Genomic DNA, 15,466 nt, shown 5'->3' on the forward strand with positions numbered 1-15,466 from the left:
CCCTGTGGAAAGAAAGCTCCCTCACCACAGGGCTATGCGATTTCTTCAGATCCCAGCCAACGCCAAATCCATCGCGAAGTAGGTGAAGATAAGGTCCGCCCCCGCACGCTTGATCGACCCCAACGTCTCACGTACGACCCGATCCTCATCGATCGCGCCCGCCTGGGCGCCGAACTTGATCATCGCGTACTCGCCGCTCACTTGATAGGCCGCCACCGGCAGGCGCGACGCCTCGCGGATGTCGCGGATGATGTCGAGGTAGGCTCCGGCCGGCTTGACCATCAGGGCGTCTGCACCTTCCTGTTCATCCAGCAGTGACTCGCGCACGGCTTCGCGGCGGTTCATCGGGTTCATCTGGTAGCTTTTGCGGTCGCCTTTGAGCGCGCTGCCGCCGGCTTCGCGGAAGGGGCCGTAGAGGGCCGAGGCGAATTTGGTCGAGTAGGCCATGATCGGGATATGCGTGAAGCCGGCGTCGTCCAAGGCGCGGCGGATGGCCTGGACCTGGCCGTCCATCGCTGCCGACGGGGCGATCACATCAGCGCCCGCGCGGGCGGCCGCCACGGCTTGTTTGCCGAGGTTGACCAGGGTCGCGTCGTTGTCGACATGCGCGCCGTGCATCACGCCGCAGTGGCCGTGGTCGGTGTATTCGCAGAAGCAGGTGTCGGACATCACCACCATTTCCGGCACTGCGTCCTTGATGATCGAAGACATGCGCGAGACCAGGCCGCGTTCCTTCCAGGTGTCGCTGCCGCTGGCGTCGAGGTGGTGGGACACGCCAAAGGTCATCACCGACTTGATGCCGGCACGGGCGTAACGCTCGATCTCGCCGGCCAGTTTCTTCTCAGGGATACGCTGTACGCCCGGCATGCTGGTGATCGGCACGAAGTCGTCGATTTCTTCTTCGACGAAAATCGGCAACACCAGGTCGTTGAGGGTGAACTCGGTTTCCTGGAACAAGCCACGCAGCTCCGGGGAGCGGCGCAGGCGGCGTGGGCGGGCTTGGGGGAACTGGCTGGTCATGGCGGTCCTGACTGGGTGTAAAACAGTGGAGGCAGAAAACAATGGGGCGAAAGCTTATGCCCGCAGGCCCCGGCAACACAAATGCCAAGGGCCCAACAGTGTATTGCGTGGGGCGTAATAATTTATTGATCTAGAGCTGTAGACGCCCCGCGATGCACACCGCGACGGCGCCACCGATCCAGATTTCAACGCCCTGGCGCTCGACGTGAATGCGCCCCGCACGCCCAATGGCCGTGCCCTGGCTGACCACATACCGCTCAGGCGCCAACCCCTCGCCGAGCAGCCATTGGGCAACGCCGGCATTCAGGCTGCCGGTGGCCGGATCTTCCTGGGCGCCGTCGCCTGCGACAAAGGCGCGCACCTCAAACTGCGCGTCGACGTCATCATGCGCGGGGTTGCAGGGAGCGATCACACCCACGGCCAGCCCCAGCAGTTGCGAAAAGTCCGGCTGCACTGCCAGGACTTGCTGGCGGTCAGCCAACATCACCGCGAGCCACCCCGCGCCGTTATCGACCCACTGGCTGCGCACGATGGCCCCCGGTGCCAGGCCCAACCCCAGGCGCACACGCTCCAGCAACGGCGCGTCGACTGGACCTGAACGCAACAGCGGCGGCGCGATAAACGCCAGCTCATCGCCCTGGCGCCGGATGCGTACCAGGCCGATCTCGCATTCCTGGATAATCTCCTCGCCGTGGGGTACGCCCCCGGCCTGCAGCCATGCATGGCAACTGCCCAGGGTCGGATGGCCGGCGAAAGGCAGTTCCTGCAAGGTGGTGAAAATGCGCACCCGGTAGTCCGCCCGTGGATCGCGGGGCGTCAGCAAAAACGTGGTTTCACTGAGATTGGTCCAGCGGGCGAAATCCGCCATTTGCGCATCGCTGAGGCTGTCGGCGCCGAGCACCACGGCCAGCGGGTTGCCCTTGAGCGCGACGTTGCTGAACACATCCAGCTGCTTGAAATCGAAAGTCGGCATGGGTCAGCTCGGTATGTTCAGGCCACGGATGACCGCCGGCCGGGCAACAAAGCCGTCCAGCGCGCGCAGTACGTTAGGGAAGTCGGCAATGCCCACCAGGTCGCCGGATTCGTAGAAGCCGATCAGGTTGCGGATCCACGGAAAGGTTGCGATGTCGGCAATGCTGTACTCATCGCCCATGATCCACGTGCGGCCCAACAGGCGCTTTTCCAAGACATCGAGCAAACGCCGGGATTCGGCGGCATAGCGATCACGGGGACGCTTGTCTTCGTAGGCCTTGCCGGCGAACTTGTTGAAAAAGCCCACCTGGCCGAACATCGGGCCGATACCGGCCATCTGAAACATCAGCCACTGAATGGTTTCGTAACGTGTCGCCGGGTCTTCAGACAGCAACTGGCTGGTTTTTTCCGCCAGGTAAATCAGGATCGCGCCGGACTCGAACAGGGCCAGCGGCTGCCCGCTGGGACCGTTCGGGTCAATGATCGCGGGGATCTTGTTGTTGGGGTTCAGCGAGAGAAATTCCGCCGACAGTTGGTCCTGGGTCTCGAAGCTGACTTTGTGTGCCTCATAAGGCAGCCCCAGCTCTTCGAGCATGATCGAGACTTTTACCCCGTTGGGCGTGGGCAGCGAGTACAGTTGCAGGCGGTCCGGATGCTGTGCAGGCCATTTACTGTTGATCGGGAAGGCGGCGATTGAGTTCATCGGGAAGTCCCTGTGCGCAAAGCCTCCATGATAGCCAGCTGTCACCTGTCCTGCATGGGTCATCAATGCGCAACATCCGCTGGCTAATATCCCGCATGGGCGAACCAATAGGCCCAGGCACACTCTTAAGTGCGCTCTTACGGTGAATGGAGGCACCTCGCTTTATCGACAAGGAACACCGCAGGACGCCGGATGCGTCACTGGGGCCGGGCTTGTCCGCCTTAATCCGAAGCACCGAAGACTCGACACTCATGACCATCAAGCCTCTGTGCCTTGCGCTGCGCCTCAAACGCTACTCCTACATCATGTTGCCGCTGCTGCTGGTCAGCGGCGCCATCGGCCTGACCCTGGAATCGCGCATCAGCAGCGCCGAACAGGTCGACGGCGTGCAAACCCTGGTATTCCTGCGCCACGGAGAGAAACCCGTCGGTGGCCTCGGGCAACTCAATTGCCAGGGCCTCAACCGGGCGATGAACCTGGCCACGGTATTGCCGGAAAAATTCGGCAAGGCCAATTTCGTGTTCGCGGCCAACCCGACGCGCAATGTCGAGGAAGGCGAGCTGGACAACTCCTACAGCTACATTCGGCCGCTGATGACCATCAGCCCCAGCGCCATCAAGCTGGGCCTGCCGGTCAACATCAAGTTTTCGGCGAATGACACCAGCGCCCTTGCCGATGAGCTGGTCGAGGACAAGTACCACAACTCGATCATCTATACCGCCTGGTCCCACGGCTACTTGCCGGAGTTGATCAACAAAGTGGCCAGCGAGGCCTCGGGCGAGAAACACACCATCACCGACGACTGGTCGGGCAGCGACTACGACTCGCTGTACGTGCTGACATTGACCTGGCACAACGGCAAGGCCTCGCTGCTGAGCCGCAACTATAAACAGGGCCTGGACAACGGCGAAGAGACCTGCCCGCTCCCCACGCAGGTGAGCGCCGATAGCTGAGGGCGTATGATGCGCCGCTATTGACTCATCTGCGGATCATCCCCATGCCCAACCTCACCTCTTCCCAGCCCTCCCGGGGTTGGTCTTTCTGGTGGAAACCAGCGCTGTTCCTGCTGGTCACCTGTGTCGGCCTCTACTACGTGAAGTGGTCGCCCTACTACCTCAAGGCGTTTGTGGCCGCGGATAACCACAACATCGGCGCCTCGATCCTCAATGACCAGCAAAGCTCGCCGCTGGCGGCAGCGCTGGCGTATGCCCAAGTGTATTTCCTGGCAATCTGGAAAGCCGCCGTATTGGCGGTGATCCTCGGCTCGCTGCTGCAGGTGCTGATCCCCCGCGACTGGTTGCTGCGCCTGTTTGGCCGCGCCGGGCTGGGATCGACCCTGCGCGGCGGGCTGTTCGCCTTGCCGGGGATGATGTGCAGTTGCTGCGCGGCACCGGTCGCGGCGGGCATGCGCCGCCAGCAGGTGTCGGTGGGCGCGGCGCTGGCGTTCTGGATCGCCAACCCGGTACTCAACCCGGCGACGCTGGTGTTCATGGGCTTTGTACTCGGCTGGGGCTTTACCGCCTTGCGGCTGGTGGCGGGCATTGTGCTGGTGGTCGGTGTGTCGCTGGTAGCACAACGCATCGCACGGCCGGACCAGATGCCGGAAGCGGCACTGGAGGCAGTCGCCGACGTCAGCCAGGCGGATGCGCAGCCTTTCCTCGGGCGCTGGCTGCGCACCCTGTGGCAGCTGTTCTGGAGCACCATCCCGGTGTATATCCTCGCGGTGCTGGTGCTGGGTGCGGCGCGAGTGTGGCTGTTCCCGCATGTGGACGGCGCCATGGCCAACAGCCTGGTGTGGCTGGTGCCGCTGGCGATTGTCGGCACGCTGTTCGTGATTCCCACCGCTGCCGAGATTCCCATCGTCCAAACCATGATGACCCTGGGCATGGGCACCGGCCCAGCCGTGGCCCTGCTGATGACCTTGCCGAGCGTGAGCCTGCCGTCGCTGTTGATGCTGCGCAAGGATTTCGACGCGCGAGTGCTGGTGACGGTGGCCGGGCTGACCATGCTCGTGGGGGTGGTATGCGGCTTGATTGGAGCGGTGATTCTTTAGCGTCTGAATGAAGCGCGAGCAGGCCCGCGCCTACATTTGACGGTGGTTACCCTGGAGGAACCCGGTCAAATGTGGGTGCAAGCTTGCTCGCGAACAGGCTTCTACCCGCCCTTTATGCGCGCCTGGCAACCCGATCGCGCAGATACTCCAGCACCGCGCCCTGCTCCCCCGCAAACTCGATCCGCGCGCCTTTGCTTTCGCGCTGGAAGGCGTACATCGGGTCGTAATACTCGCGCAGCAAACACTCGATCCACACCCTGTGCAACTCCACGGCGCCACTGCGTGCCTGTTCCGCCAGCGCCTCTTGCATGATCACCTGCAAACGCTGGGAACGCTCACCGCCCAGGCGCTTGTGGATATTGGCCAGGCTCTGCGTCAGGCGCTCGGCAAACAATGCCTGGCCCTGCTCGCCAAACACCGCGATAAATTCCGCGCACAGGTCGACGACATAATCGCGCAGGATCCGCTCGACGCGGCCTTCGACGCTGTCCTCCAGCCACACCATTGCAAAGGTCTGCATGCCCTTGTGCAACGGTAATGGCAGCGCGCAACTGCCGATCATGCGGCTTTCGTCCTCGACGACAAATTGCTCGATGCCCGCCGCGCGTTTTTTCAGCAGGTCCACTGCCAGGCGGTTTTCGAAGTCGATGTTGGACGGTTGCGCCGTGGCCCGCTTGCCGAAGCTGGAACCCCGGTGGTTGGCGTGGCCTTCCAGGTCCAGTGCATTGCGCAATTGGCCGAGGACTTCGGTCTTGCCGGTGCCGGTCATGCCGCCGAGCAACACGAAATCACACTGGGCCGCCGCCTGGTCAAGGGTCTCCAGCAGAAAGGTGCGCATGGCTTTGTAGCCACCGCCGACGCGCGGGTAATCGATGCCAGCGTCGGTTTTCAGCCATTGCTGCACGATCTGCGAGCGCAGCCCGCCACGAAAGCAATACAGGTAGCCGTCAGGATTGGCCTGGGCAAACCGCGCCCAGTGCTCGATACGCTCGGCCTTGATCGCGCCCGATACCAGCTCATGCCCCAGCACGATGGCGGCTTGCTGGCCCTGCTGCTTGTAGCAGGTGCCGACGCGCTGGCGCTCGTCATCGGTCATCAGCGGCAGGTTGATCACGCCGGGAAAGGCACCCTTGACGAATTCAACCGGCGCGCGGGTGTCCATCATCGGCCGGTCGTTGAGGAAGATGTCGCGGTAGTCGGTGATGTCAGTTGCCATCAAAACACCTCTACCGCGTGGGTCTGTCGCTCAACCAGTGTACCGATCGGCTCAAGGCTCAGGCCGAGTTCGGCGGCCACGGTGTGGAATTGCGCGTCACCTTCCGGGGTTACCGCGATCAGCAGGCCGCCGCTGGTCTGCGGGTCGCACAGCACGCGCTTGTGCAACTCCTGCAAGCGTCCGATCTTGCTTGAGTAGCTGTCGAAGTTACGCAAGGTGCCGCCGGGCATGCAGCCCTGGTCCAGGTAGTCCTCGATCCCCGGCAGGCGTGGGACTTTGGCGTATTCGATGCGCGCTGTTACGCCGCTGCCGTCAGCCATTTCCACCAAGTGGCCCAACAGGCCGAAACCGGTGACATCGGTCATGGCGGTCACTCCCGCCAACTTGCCGAAGCGGCTGCCCGGCTTGTTCAGCGTGCACATCCAGTCACGAGCCAGGCCGATATCCGCCTCGCGCAACTTGCCCTTCTTTTCGGCAGTGGTGAGGATGCCGATGCCCAGCGGCTTGGTCAGGTACAGGCGGCAGCCGACGGTGGCGGTGTCGTTGCGCTTCATGTGGCGTTTTTGCACGAGGCCGGTCACGGCCAGGCCGAAGATCGGCTCAGGTGCGTCGATGGAGTGTCCACCCGCCAGCGGAATCCCGGCTTCGTCGCACACCGAGCGACCGCCACGGATCACTTCGCGGGCGATCTCCGGCGCCAGCACATTCACTGGCCAGCCAAGAATCGCGATAGCCATCAACGGATCGCCGCCCATGGCGTAGATGTCGCTGATCGCGTTGGTCGCGGCGATCCGGCCGAAGTCGAAGGGGTCATCGACAATCGGCATGAAAAAGTCGGTGGTGGACACTACGCCACGCTCGTCGTCGATGGCATACACCGCCGCGTCGTCGCGGGAGGCGTTGCCCACCCACAGGTTGGGGTCGAGGTTCTGCGCGCCGCTGCCGGCGAGGATCACTTCCAGCACCTGCGGCGAAATCTTGCAGCCACACCCGGCGCCGTGGCTGTACTGGGTAAGGCGAATCGGCTCGTTCATGGTGGACCTCAATCTATCAAGTGGGCGGATTCTAGCAGACAGCAAAAGGCCGGCTGGGCTCTGGTGAGCACAGCCGGCCGGTTTGTTTCAGCGATTACTGGCGGGCAGCGAGCAAACGCTTGTGGCGGTTGCGTCGGGCGATGTTCAGGCACTCGATCACGGCCGAGAACGCCATGGCTGCATACACATAGCCTTTAGGCACATGGGCACCGAAGCCTTCGGCGATCAGGGTCATGCCGATCATGATCAGGAAGCCCAGGGCCAGCATCACCACGGTCGGGTTGTCGTTGATGAACTTGGCCAGCGGCTCGGCCGCCACCAGCATCACGATCACCGAGGTCACCACGGCAATGATCATGATCGGCAGGTGCTCGGTCATGCCCACGGCCGTAATGATGCTGTCGATGGAGAACACCAGGTCGAGCATCAGGATCTGGCCGATCGCCGCGGCAAAACCGATGGACACGACATTACCGGTGGTTTCCTTTTCTTCCGGCTCAGGGTCCATGCTGTGGTGGATCTCGGTGGTGGCCTTCCACACCAGGAACAGACCACCGGCGATCAGGATCATGTCCTTCCACGAAAATGCCTGGCCGAGGACTTCGAACACCGGCGTGGTCAGCTGCACGATAAACGCGATGGTACTCAACAGGCCCAGGCGCAACACCAACGCCATGCTGATGCCGATGCGACGCGCCTTGGCACGATGCTTTTCCGGCAATTTGTTGGTGAGGATCGAGATGAAGATCAGGTTATCGATGCCCAGCACGATTTCCATCACGATCAAGGTCGCCAGGGCGACCCAGGCGGTGGGGCTGGCGGCCAGTTGTAAAAGGTAGTCCATAGGTCAGTCCTGACGTTGTGCTGGGAAATTAGGCTTCTTTGTTACTGTTCGATTCTTCTTGCTCGTCTTCCTGCTTTTCAGGACTGATCAAGCCTTGGGTTGCTTCACTCAATGCCTGCTCGGCGGCCTTGTGCGTGTCATCAATGGCCTGCTTGGCCGACTCGGTGGCTTTGCCGATCACTTGCTGCGCGCTTTTTTCGACTTGATCGCAACCACTGATCATCACCAATGAAAGCGCAAGCACCGACGCCGCGCCCAGGGAATTGAGTTTCATGATGTATTCCTCGTTAGAACCATTGGGACCAAATACTGGCCCCTCGATAGCGAGGCATTCTATGCAGGCAAACAGTTCAGGAAAATTCGTATTTTTCTCGCGTATACTTCGATTTTTACGAAGTGACGCACAGCATGCTCAATTATCGTCAATTGCATTATTTCTGGGTCGTGGCCAAGACCGGCAGCATCGTGCGCGCTTGCGAGCAACTGAACCTCACCCCCCAGACCATCAGCGGGCAGATCAGCCTGCTCGAACAGACCTTCGGCATCGCGCTGTTTCAGCGGGTCGGCCGCCAGCTGGAGCTGACCGAAGCCGGGCGCCGCGCCCTGCCCTATGCCGAACAGATGTTCCAGACCGGCAATGAATTGGAGGCGATGCTGCGCGCGCAACCGAATGAGCAGCAGATCCTGTTCCGGGTCGGGGTGGCGGATGTGGTGCCCAAGTCCATCGTCTATCGCTTGATTGCGCCGACCATGGAATTGAGCGAGCCAATCCGCATCACCTGCCGTGAAGACAAACTCGAACGGTTACTGGCCGATCTGGCGATCCAGCGCTTGGACCTGGTGATCTCCGACAGCCCTATGCCTACGCACCTGGACATTAAAGGCTACAGCCAGAGACTGGGGGAATGTGGCATCAGCTTTTTCGCCACCCGGGCGTTGGCTGACCGGTATGCGGGAGATTTCCCACAGTGCCTGCACGGTGCACCGCTGTTGATTCCGGGTGCGGAAACCGTGGTGCGCAGCCGTTTGCAACGCTGGTTTGCCGAACAGCAGATTCAGCCGAAGATCATCGGCGAGTTCGATGACAGCGCCTTGATGCAGGCCTTTGGCCAATCCGGCAGCGGGATCTTCATCGCGCCCAGCGTGATCGCCGATGAGGTGGTGCGCCAGTACGGCGTGGTGTTGATGGGCCAGACCGACGCGGTCACCGAGTCCTTCTATGCGATCTCGGTGGAGCGCAAGGTCAAGCACCCCGGCATCGTGGCTATCACTGAAGGGGCGCGGCGCGAGCTGTTTACCGCCCTGCCCGCGCCCACCTGAGTCAGCTGCAGGTCGCTGCCGGCTTGGCGGTCATCAGCCACAACGCCAGCAGGATCGACACCAGGATAAAGCCGGAAGCCGCGAAGCCCAGGCTGCCCAGGCCAAGAGTGTCGATCACGTGCCCGCCGACCATCGCCCCCAGGCCGATCCCGAGATTGGCCCCGGCGATATTCAGCGACGCCGCAAACGCCGGCGCATGGGGCGCGGCCTTCATCAGCCGCACGTGGCTGACCAGGAACATCGCAGCCTGGGTCACACCCCACACGGCCATCGCCGCGGCCAGGCCAACGGTGGAGTGAATTGCCGGCACCAGCGCAACCATGCCCGCGATCATGAAGCCGCAGAACACCATGGAGGCAATCAGTGGGTGCCGATCCACCGCACGCCCGCCCAGTGAGTTGCCGAGCAACCCGACCGCGCCAAAGCCCATCAGGCACCAACCCACCAGGGTGCCGTCGAAGCCGGCCAGGCGCTCAAGGATGTCGGCCAGGTAGGTGTAGGCGGTGAACATGCCACTGAACACCAGGATCGACAGCAGGATATGGCCCTGCATCAGCGGGTTGCGCAGGATCTTGAACTGCGAGCGCAACGTCACCTGGTCGTTCTTTGGCTGCGTCACCGGCAGGTAGATAAACAGCAGCACGGCCTTGGCCAGCGCGACCACGGCAAGGATGGCAAAGGCGGTGCGCCAGCCGAACATATCCGAAATCAGCGTACCCACCGGAATGCCGAACACCGTGGCGCAGACGATGCCAAAGCCGATTTTCTCGATGGCGCGCCCGGCGTATTCGGGGCCGACGATGTCCACCGCCGTTTCACTGGCCAGCGCCCAGAACACCGGCAGGCCCAAGGCCGGGATCAAGCGCGCCAATGCCATCACCCAGATGTTCGGCGCCAGCGCGGCCACGGTGTTGGCGATGCCGAACAGGATCAGGATGCTGATAAACAGGCGCTTGCGTGGGAAACGCGCGAAGTAGGCGGTCAGGAACGGGCCGAATGCCGCCACGGTAAACGCGAACAGGGTCACCAGCAGCCCGGCCTGGGACACGCTGACATTCAGGTCCCGGGCGATGGATGGCAGCAGGCCGACGATGACGAATTCTGTGGTCAGCACGGTAAAGCCGGCGGCCGACAGCAGCAGGATGGGAAACAGCATCAAAAACTCCAGAAACAGCAACACCAACGACAACCCGAAGGTTCGCTGGCAGATAGGATGAAAAAAGGATGCTGAATCTTAACAGAGTGTGTCGGTGTAGCCCATGAAAAAGCCCGGCGACGCCTGCAGGCATCGACCGGGCTTTGCGGCGTTACGACTTAGAACGCGCCCATGTAGTCGCGCTTGCCCACTTCCACACCGTTGTGACGCAGCAAGGCGTAGGCGGTGGTGACGTGGAAGAAGAACTGCGGCAGGCCGTAGGTCAGCAGGTAGGACTGGCCGCTGAAGCGCTTCTCTTTCGGCGTGCCTGGACGGGTGATGATTTCGATGCCTTCCTTGCCGTCGATTTGCTCGGGCTTGATGCTGTCGACAAAAGCCAGGACCTTGGCGATCAGCGCCTGCAGGTCGGCGAAGGTCACTTCGGAATCTTCGTATTTAGGCACTTCGATCTCGGCCAGGCGCGCGGAAACGCCCTTGGCGAAGTCGACGGCGATCTGCACCTGGCGCACCAGCTGGAACATGTCCGGGAACAGACGTGCCTGCAGCAAGGCGTTGGGCTCGATGTTCTTGGCGGTGGCGTGGGCTTCGGCTTTGTTCAGCACATCGCTCAGGGCGGTGAGCATTTGCTTGAAGACCGGGGCGGAAGCGGCGTACAGGGAAATAGTCATGGCAGTCTCATGGGTAATGGCACGGTTTGAACCAGCGGCGATTATAGACACGCCAGCCGCGCGCGCGGCTTGTCTTTTATTTTTTCAGGATTAGGCTAGAGCGCTCACTGCATAGGGAAAGCGCGATGACCGCCGAGCACGACACCGACACCCCTGAGCCGCGCCTGAACAGCACGGAAATCCGCGTCCTGGGCTGCCTGATCGAAAAACAGGCGACCAACCCGGAAACCTACCCCCTGACCCTCAATGCCCTGGTGCTGGCCTGCAACCAGAAGACCAGCCGCGAGCCGGTGATGAACCTCAGCCAGGGCCAGGTCGGCCAGAGCCTGCGGGTGCTCGAAGGTCAGGGCTTCACCCGCCTGGTGATGGGCAGCCGCGCCGATCGCTGGGAGCATCGCGTGGACAAGGCGCTGGAACTGGTGCCGGCCCAGGTGATCCTCACCGGGCTGTTGTTTTTGCGCGGGCCGCAGACGGTCAACGAACTGCTGACGCGCAGCGGGCGCATGCATGACTTTGAAGATGCCGAGCAGGTCGTGCATCAGCTCGAACGCCTGATTGCGCGCGGGCTGGCGGTATTGGTGCCACGTCAGGCAGGGCAGCGGGAAGACCGCTATACCCATGCGCTGGGAGATCCTGCGGATATTGAAGCGATCATCGCGGCCCGCGGGAATCCGGTGGAGCGCAGTACGGGGGTTTCTGTAGAGCGAATAGAAGAGCTGGAAGCACGAATTGCAGCACTGGAAGAGCGTCTGGCCCAGCTCGAACAGGGCTGAACCCATCTAGAATGTGAATACGCGGGATTGCTCGCGAAGGTGGCGGTGTGTCAGTTGATGCATTCGGTGGCTGATGCACCGCTTTCGCAGGCAAGCCAGCTCCCACATTTGATCTCCATACACCCGGGAATCCGAGTCATACCCGGATCCCCCTGTGGGAGCGGGCTTGCTCGCGAAGGCGGTGTGTCAGTTGATGCATTCGGCAACTGACCCACCGCTTTCGCAGGCAAGCCAGCTCCCACATTTGATCTCCATACACCCGCCATACCCGAGTCATACCAGGATCCCCCTGTGGGAGCGGGCTTGCTCGCGAAGGCGGTGTGTCAGTTGATGCATTTGGTGGCTGATGCACCGCTTTCGCAGGCAAGCCACACATTTGATCTGTGTACGCCCGCCATACCCGAGCCATACCAGGATCCCCCTGTGGGAGCGGGCTTGCCCGCGAAGGCGGTGTGTCGGTCAATGGATGCTTAACGGATACTCCGCATTCGCGAGCAATCCCGACCCCACACTTGGCTCGGCGCCAGCTTTCAGCTTCGGGCGAAGGCTACGGCCGCCTCAAACTGCTCCTGAGTAGGCCGCACGCCGGTGTACAGCACAAACTGCTCCAACGCCTGAATGGCGATGACTTCCAAGCCCGTGATCACTTGCTTGCCTTGCGCCCGACCTCGCACGATCAGCGGCGTTTCGGCGGGGATCGCCACTACATCGAACAGCGTTTGCGCGGCATCCACCGCTTGCGCCGCGAACGCCAGCGCATCCGCCTCGGCCCCGCCGGTCATGCCGATCGGCGTCACGTTGATCAGCATCTGGGGGCGCAGGTCACCCAGGTCGGCTTGCCATTCGTACCCAAGGTTGCGGGCCAATGCCTGGCCTGCTGAAGCGTTGCGCGCCACGATCACGCCATTGGCATAACCGCCGTCGCGCAAGGCACTGGCAACGGCCTTGGCCATACCGCCGCTGCCGCGCAGGGCGAAGGTCGATGCTTTCGGTACCGCATGCTTTTTCAGCAGCTGTTCAATGGCGATGTAGTCAGTGTTGTAGGCCTTGAGATGGCCGTCGGTGTTGACGATGGTGTTCAGAGAGTCGATGGCTTGAACCGAATCGTCGAGTTCGTCCACCAAGGCAATGGCGGCTTCCTTGAACGGCATGGAAACCCCGCAACCACGTATGCCCAACGCGCGAATACCACCTATCGCGCCGGGCAAATCCTGGCTGCTGAAAGCTTTATAGTAGAAGTTCAGACCCAGCTGTTCGTACAGATGGTTATGGAATCGCAGGCCAAAGTTCCCGGGACGCGCCGACAGTGACATGCACAGTTGGGTGTCCTTGTTGGGGTGCATCTGCATGGAAAACTCCTTTGAGTAAGCAAATCGGTACAGACCTTACACAACCTTTACCTAGCGGCCGTGCTGTTTTTCAGAAATACGTTGTCTTAAAAGTATCCCCGCGACATTACTTGAGTCTATTGATTGCAGACCACAAGCGCAGGGGCTAACCGAGGAATGACCATGATTCGTAAAATCCCCAAGATCGCCTTGCTTATCGGTGCACTCGCTATGGCCGGCCAAGCCTCCGCCCACGGTGGTGGATGGGGTGGCCCGGCTGTCTTGGGTGCGTTAGTCGGCGCAGCCGTCGTAGGCTCCGTGGTTGCCAGCCAACCCCGCGAAGTCTATGTGCAGCAACCGGTATATGTGCAACCTCAGCCGGTGTACGCCGCCCCACCGCCCGTCTACTACGCACCGCCACCACCGGTGTATGTGCAACAGCAGGTCTACTACCGCCCCGCACCGGTCTACTACGGTCCACCGCGTGGTTACTACGGCCCTCCCCACGGCTATTACGGCCGCGGCTGGTAACGCCCAATCGTCCTGTCTGAAACAGGCCTCGCTTATACGCGGGGCCTTTTTTTTGCGTGCAACGTCCGAATTTATGCGGCCAAGGTCGCTCTGAGGACAATGACACGGGTGAAATCGCACATGATTGAGGCCAATGTCTACTTGCTTGATGGGGCCTCGCGCTGTCATGTTTGTGTCACGACACACTCTCACTATCGATCCTGTCCACTCAATAACAACAAGGACGGCTGACCATGCCCACGCAAAACCCACATCGCACCGCTGGCCTGTGCACGTCCAGCAAGGTCTATAGCGCCCTCACCGAGCTCAAGCACCTGGAGGGCCATCGCAGCGCCAAGTTCCTCGCGCTGCTGGCTGAAAACCTGGTGCACAAGGGTCTGCTCAGTGAGCAGGAAGTGGTGAACATGCTCGATCAGGTAGTGGACTGACGCCTCACGTCGATGTCGACTATCGAGCCAGGTGATTTTTCCTACGGCTCCCGGCACCGTAAGGTGACCTCCATAGCGATTGGAGGTTCTTATGCCCACTGTTCAAATCATGTCCGTTATCGGCAGCGCCGTCCCCGCCCCTCTGCGGGAACTGGGGTTGCTCGCCTGCTGGTACCTGGTACGCGATGGCGAGGCCATCAGCGGCCCGCTCACCTCGTTGTCCGCCGCCGAACAGCAACTGCGACAGGCGTCGAGCTTCAGGCTCCACGCCTGAAACTCAAGGCAAGGGCAGCTTGACCCGCGGCTTGCTTTCGACAAACAGCGCCCAGGTCGACATGAACAGCGCCGCCACCAGCGGGCCGATCACAAAGCCGTTCAGGCCAAATACCGACAGGCCGCCAAGGGTCGAGATCAAGATCAGGTAGTCCGGCATCCGCGTGTCCTTGCCCACCAGGATCGGGCGCAGCACGTTGTCCACCAGGCCGATGACAAATACGCCAAACAAGCCCAGCACCACGCCCTGCCAGATCGAACCACTCAGCAGGAAGTACACGGCCACCGGCCCCCAGACAATCCCGGCACCAACTGCCGGCAGCAGTGACAGAAACGCCATCAGCACCGCCCAGAGCAACGCGCTGGGAATGTCCAGGAACCAGAAGATCAGGCCACCCAGCGCGCCCTGGGTCACGGCCACCAACACGTTGCCCTTGACCGTCGCGCGCACCACCCGATTGAACTTGAGCTGCAGGCGGCGCTTCTGCGGTTCGGCCAACGGCACTGCCGTGCGCACCTTGCGCACCAGATCAGGGCCGTCGCGCAGCAGGAAAAACAGCAAGTACAGCATGATGAAAAAGCTCACCAGGAAATCAAACGTGCCCTGGCCAAAGCTGAATGCCTGGGACGCAAAGAACTGGCTGCCCTGCATCGCACTCTTGACGATCTTCTCCCGCAGCCCTTCAAGGTTGCCCATGCCGAAGCGATCGAGCAGGTGCTGGAAGTACGGCGGCAAAAAGTTCTTGAACTGCTCGATATAGCCGGCCACGTCGAGCTTGCCGCTCTCGACGTTTTTGTACAGCGTGGCGCCCTCTTGCACCAGCAAGGCACTGGTGATGATCACCGGCAAAATCGCGATCACCAGGCACACCGCCAAGGTGGTCAGGGACGTCAGGTTGCGGTTCCAGCCGAAGCGCTGCTGCAGGCGGCGCTGCATCGGGGCGAAGATGATGCCGAGGATGATCGCCCAGAACACTGCGCCGTAGAACGGCAGCAATATCCAGATAAAGGCGATGGTCACCAGGACCAGCAGTAACAGCAGGGTTTTGAATTGCAGGTTGGATTGATTCATGTCCGGTCCATGTCAGAAAAGCAGAGGGCCTGTGTAGGCCCTGTTGCTTAGTCCACTGCGAAACCTGGGAGTGCC

At 61.5% G+C, this 15,466-nt stretch carries 18 protein-coding genes; 7 read left to right on the top strand and 11 right to left on the bottom strand.

All coding sequences use genetic code 11. From position 1 onward, the window contains the following. Positions 1–45: 45 nt before the first annotated feature. The 3 genes from hemB to C9990_RS20715 form a co-directional block, all read right to left on the bottom strand. Complete coding sequence (gene hemB, locus C9990_RS20705; protein ID WP_065907100.1) at positions 46–1,020, bottom strand: porphobilinogen synthase; 975 nt, start codon at positions 1,018–1,020, stop codon at positions 46–48. 130 nt (positions 1,021–1,150) lie between these two features. After that, on the bottom strand, positions 1,151–1,993 hold the full coding sequence (locus C9990_RS20710) for a PhzF family phenazine biosynthesis protein (protein ID WP_106804500.1): 843 nt from the start codon (positions 1,991–1,993) through the stop codon (positions 1,151–1,153). Positions 1,994–1,996: 3 nt separating this feature from the next. Continuing rightward, entirely contained in the window at positions 1,997–2,695 is a 699-nt protein-coding gene (locus tag C9990_RS20715; RefSeq protein ID WP_065907103.1) for a glutathione S-transferase N-terminal domain-containing protein, read from the bottom strand. Between the two features lie 251 nt (positions 2,696–2,946). Here C9990_RS20715 and C9990_RS20720 point away from each other — a divergent pair, with 251 nt between their 5' ends. Beyond that, on the top strand, positions 2,947–3,648 hold the full coding sequence (locus C9990_RS20720) for a histidine phosphatase family protein (protein ID WP_106804501.1): 702 nt from the start codon (positions 2,947–2,949) through the stop codon (positions 3,646–3,648). 44 nt (positions 3,649–3,692) lie between these two features. Next, on the top strand, positions 3,693–4,748 hold the full coding sequence (locus C9990_RS20725; RefSeq protein WP_106804502.1) for a permease: 1,056 nt from the start codon (positions 3,693–3,695) through the stop codon (positions 4,746–4,748). A 112-nt stretch (positions 4,749–4,860) separates the two neighbouring features. Here C9990_RS20725 and mnmH read toward each other — a convergent pair whose 3' ends face one another. The 4 genes from mnmH to C9990_RS20745 all read right to left on the bottom strand — a co-directional run bounded on the left by mnmH (position 4,861) and on the right by C9990_RS20745 (position 8,116). Continuing rightward, positions 4,861–5,964 (bottom strand): tRNA 2-selenouridine(34) synthase MnmH, encoded by a 1,104-nt coding sequence (gene mnmH / locus C9990_RS20730; protein ID WP_106804503.1) that lies wholly within the window; start codon positions 5,962–5,964, stop codon positions 4,861–4,863. Continuing rightward, positions 5,964–6,998 (bottom strand): selenide, water dikinase SelD, encoded by a 1,035-nt coding sequence (gene selD / locus C9990_RS20735; protein ID WP_106804504.1) that lies wholly within the window; start codon positions 6,996–6,998, stop codon positions 5,964–5,966. Before selD ends, mnmH begins: the two co-directional genes overlap by 1 nt. Before the next feature lie 94 nt (positions 6,999–7,092). After that, positions 7,093–7,842, bottom strand: coding sequence for a TerC family protein (locus C9990_RS20740; protein WP_065907112.1), 750 nt, complete (start codon positions 7,840–7,842; stop codon positions 7,093–7,095). Between the two features lie 28 nt (positions 7,843–7,870). Beyond that, positions 7,871–8,116 (bottom strand): hypothetical protein, encoded by a 246-nt coding sequence (locus tag C9990_RS20745; RefSeq protein ID WP_065907113.1) that lies wholly within the window; start codon positions 8,114–8,116, stop codon positions 7,871–7,873. Positions 8,117–8,250: 134 nt separating this feature from the next. Between C9990_RS20745 and nhaR the strand changes: the two genes are divergently transcribed. Continuing rightward, positions 8,251–9,162: a transcriptional activator NhaR gene (gene nhaR / locus C9990_RS20750; protein WP_065907114.1), complete on the top strand. Its 912-nt coding sequence runs from the start codon at positions 8,251–8,253 to the stop codon at positions 9,160–9,162. A 1-nt stretch (position 9,163) separates the two neighbouring features. On the opposite strand, the gene C9990_RS20755 is transcribed toward nhaR, so the two are convergent. Both C9990_RS20755 and C9990_RS20760 read right to left on the bottom strand, forming a co-directional pair. Beyond that, the gene (locus C9990_RS20755) at positions 9,164–10,318 is read right to left on the bottom strand and encodes an MFS transporter (RefSeq protein ID WP_106804505.1); all 1,155 of its coding nucleotides are present in this window, start codon (positions 10,316–10,318) and stop codon (positions 9,164–9,166) included. A 158-nt stretch (positions 10,319–10,476) separates the two neighbouring features. Next, on the bottom strand, positions 10,477–10,986 hold the full coding sequence (locus C9990_RS20760) for a DUF1993 family protein (RefSeq protein WP_106804506.1): 510 nt from the start codon (positions 10,984–10,986) through the stop codon (positions 10,477–10,479). A 125-nt stretch (positions 10,987–11,111) separates the two neighbouring features. Here C9990_RS20760 and C9990_RS20765 point away from each other — a divergent pair, with 125 nt between their 5' ends. Beyond that, complete coding sequence (locus C9990_RS20765; RefSeq protein WP_106804507.1) at positions 11,112–11,759, top strand: YceH family protein; 648 nt, start codon at positions 11,112–11,114, stop codon at positions 11,757–11,759. A gap of 530 nt (positions 11,760–12,289) precedes the next feature. On the opposite strand, the gene C9990_RS20770 is transcribed toward C9990_RS20765, so the two are convergent. Then, positions 12,290–13,108, bottom strand: coding sequence for a shikimate 5-dehydrogenase (locus tag C9990_RS20770; protein ID WP_106804508.1), 819 nt, complete (start codon positions 13,106–13,108; stop codon positions 12,290–12,292). Between the two features lie 156 nt (positions 13,109–13,264). On the opposite strand from C9990_RS20770, the gene C9990_RS20775 reads away from it, so the two are divergent. From C9990_RS20775 to C9990_RS20785, 3 genes are all read left to right on the top strand, one after another. Beyond that, complete coding sequence (locus C9990_RS20775; protein ID WP_065907126.1) at positions 13,265–13,618, top strand: hypothetical protein; 354 nt, start codon at positions 13,265–13,267, stop codon at positions 13,616–13,618. Positions 13,619–13,851: 233 nt separating this feature from the next. After that, on the top strand, positions 13,852–14,046 hold the full coding sequence (locus C9990_RS20780) for a hypothetical protein (protein ID WP_065907127.1): 195 nt from the start codon (positions 13,852–13,854) through the stop codon (positions 14,044–14,046). Positions 14,047–14,137: 91 nt separating this feature from the next. Beyond that, positions 14,138–14,320: a hypothetical protein gene (locus C9990_RS20785; protein ID WP_065907128.1), complete on the top strand. Its 183-nt coding sequence runs from the start codon at positions 14,138–14,140 to the stop codon at positions 14,318–14,320. 3 nt (positions 14,321–14,323) lie between these two features. On the opposite strand, the gene C9990_RS20790 is transcribed toward C9990_RS20785, so the two are convergent. Further along, entirely contained in the window at positions 14,324–15,391 is a 1,068-nt protein-coding gene (locus tag C9990_RS20790) for an AI-2E family transporter (RefSeq protein ID WP_065907130.1), read from the bottom strand. Between the last annotated feature and the right edge of the window lie 75 nt (positions 15,392–15,466).

This window comes from Pseudomonas sp. S5D5 (assembly GCF_003013355.1).
In the GTDB taxonomy this organism is placed as follows: Bacteria; Pseudomonadota; Gammaproteobacteria; order Pseudomonadales; family Pseudomonadaceae; genus Aquipseudomonas; species Aquipseudomonas aylmerensis.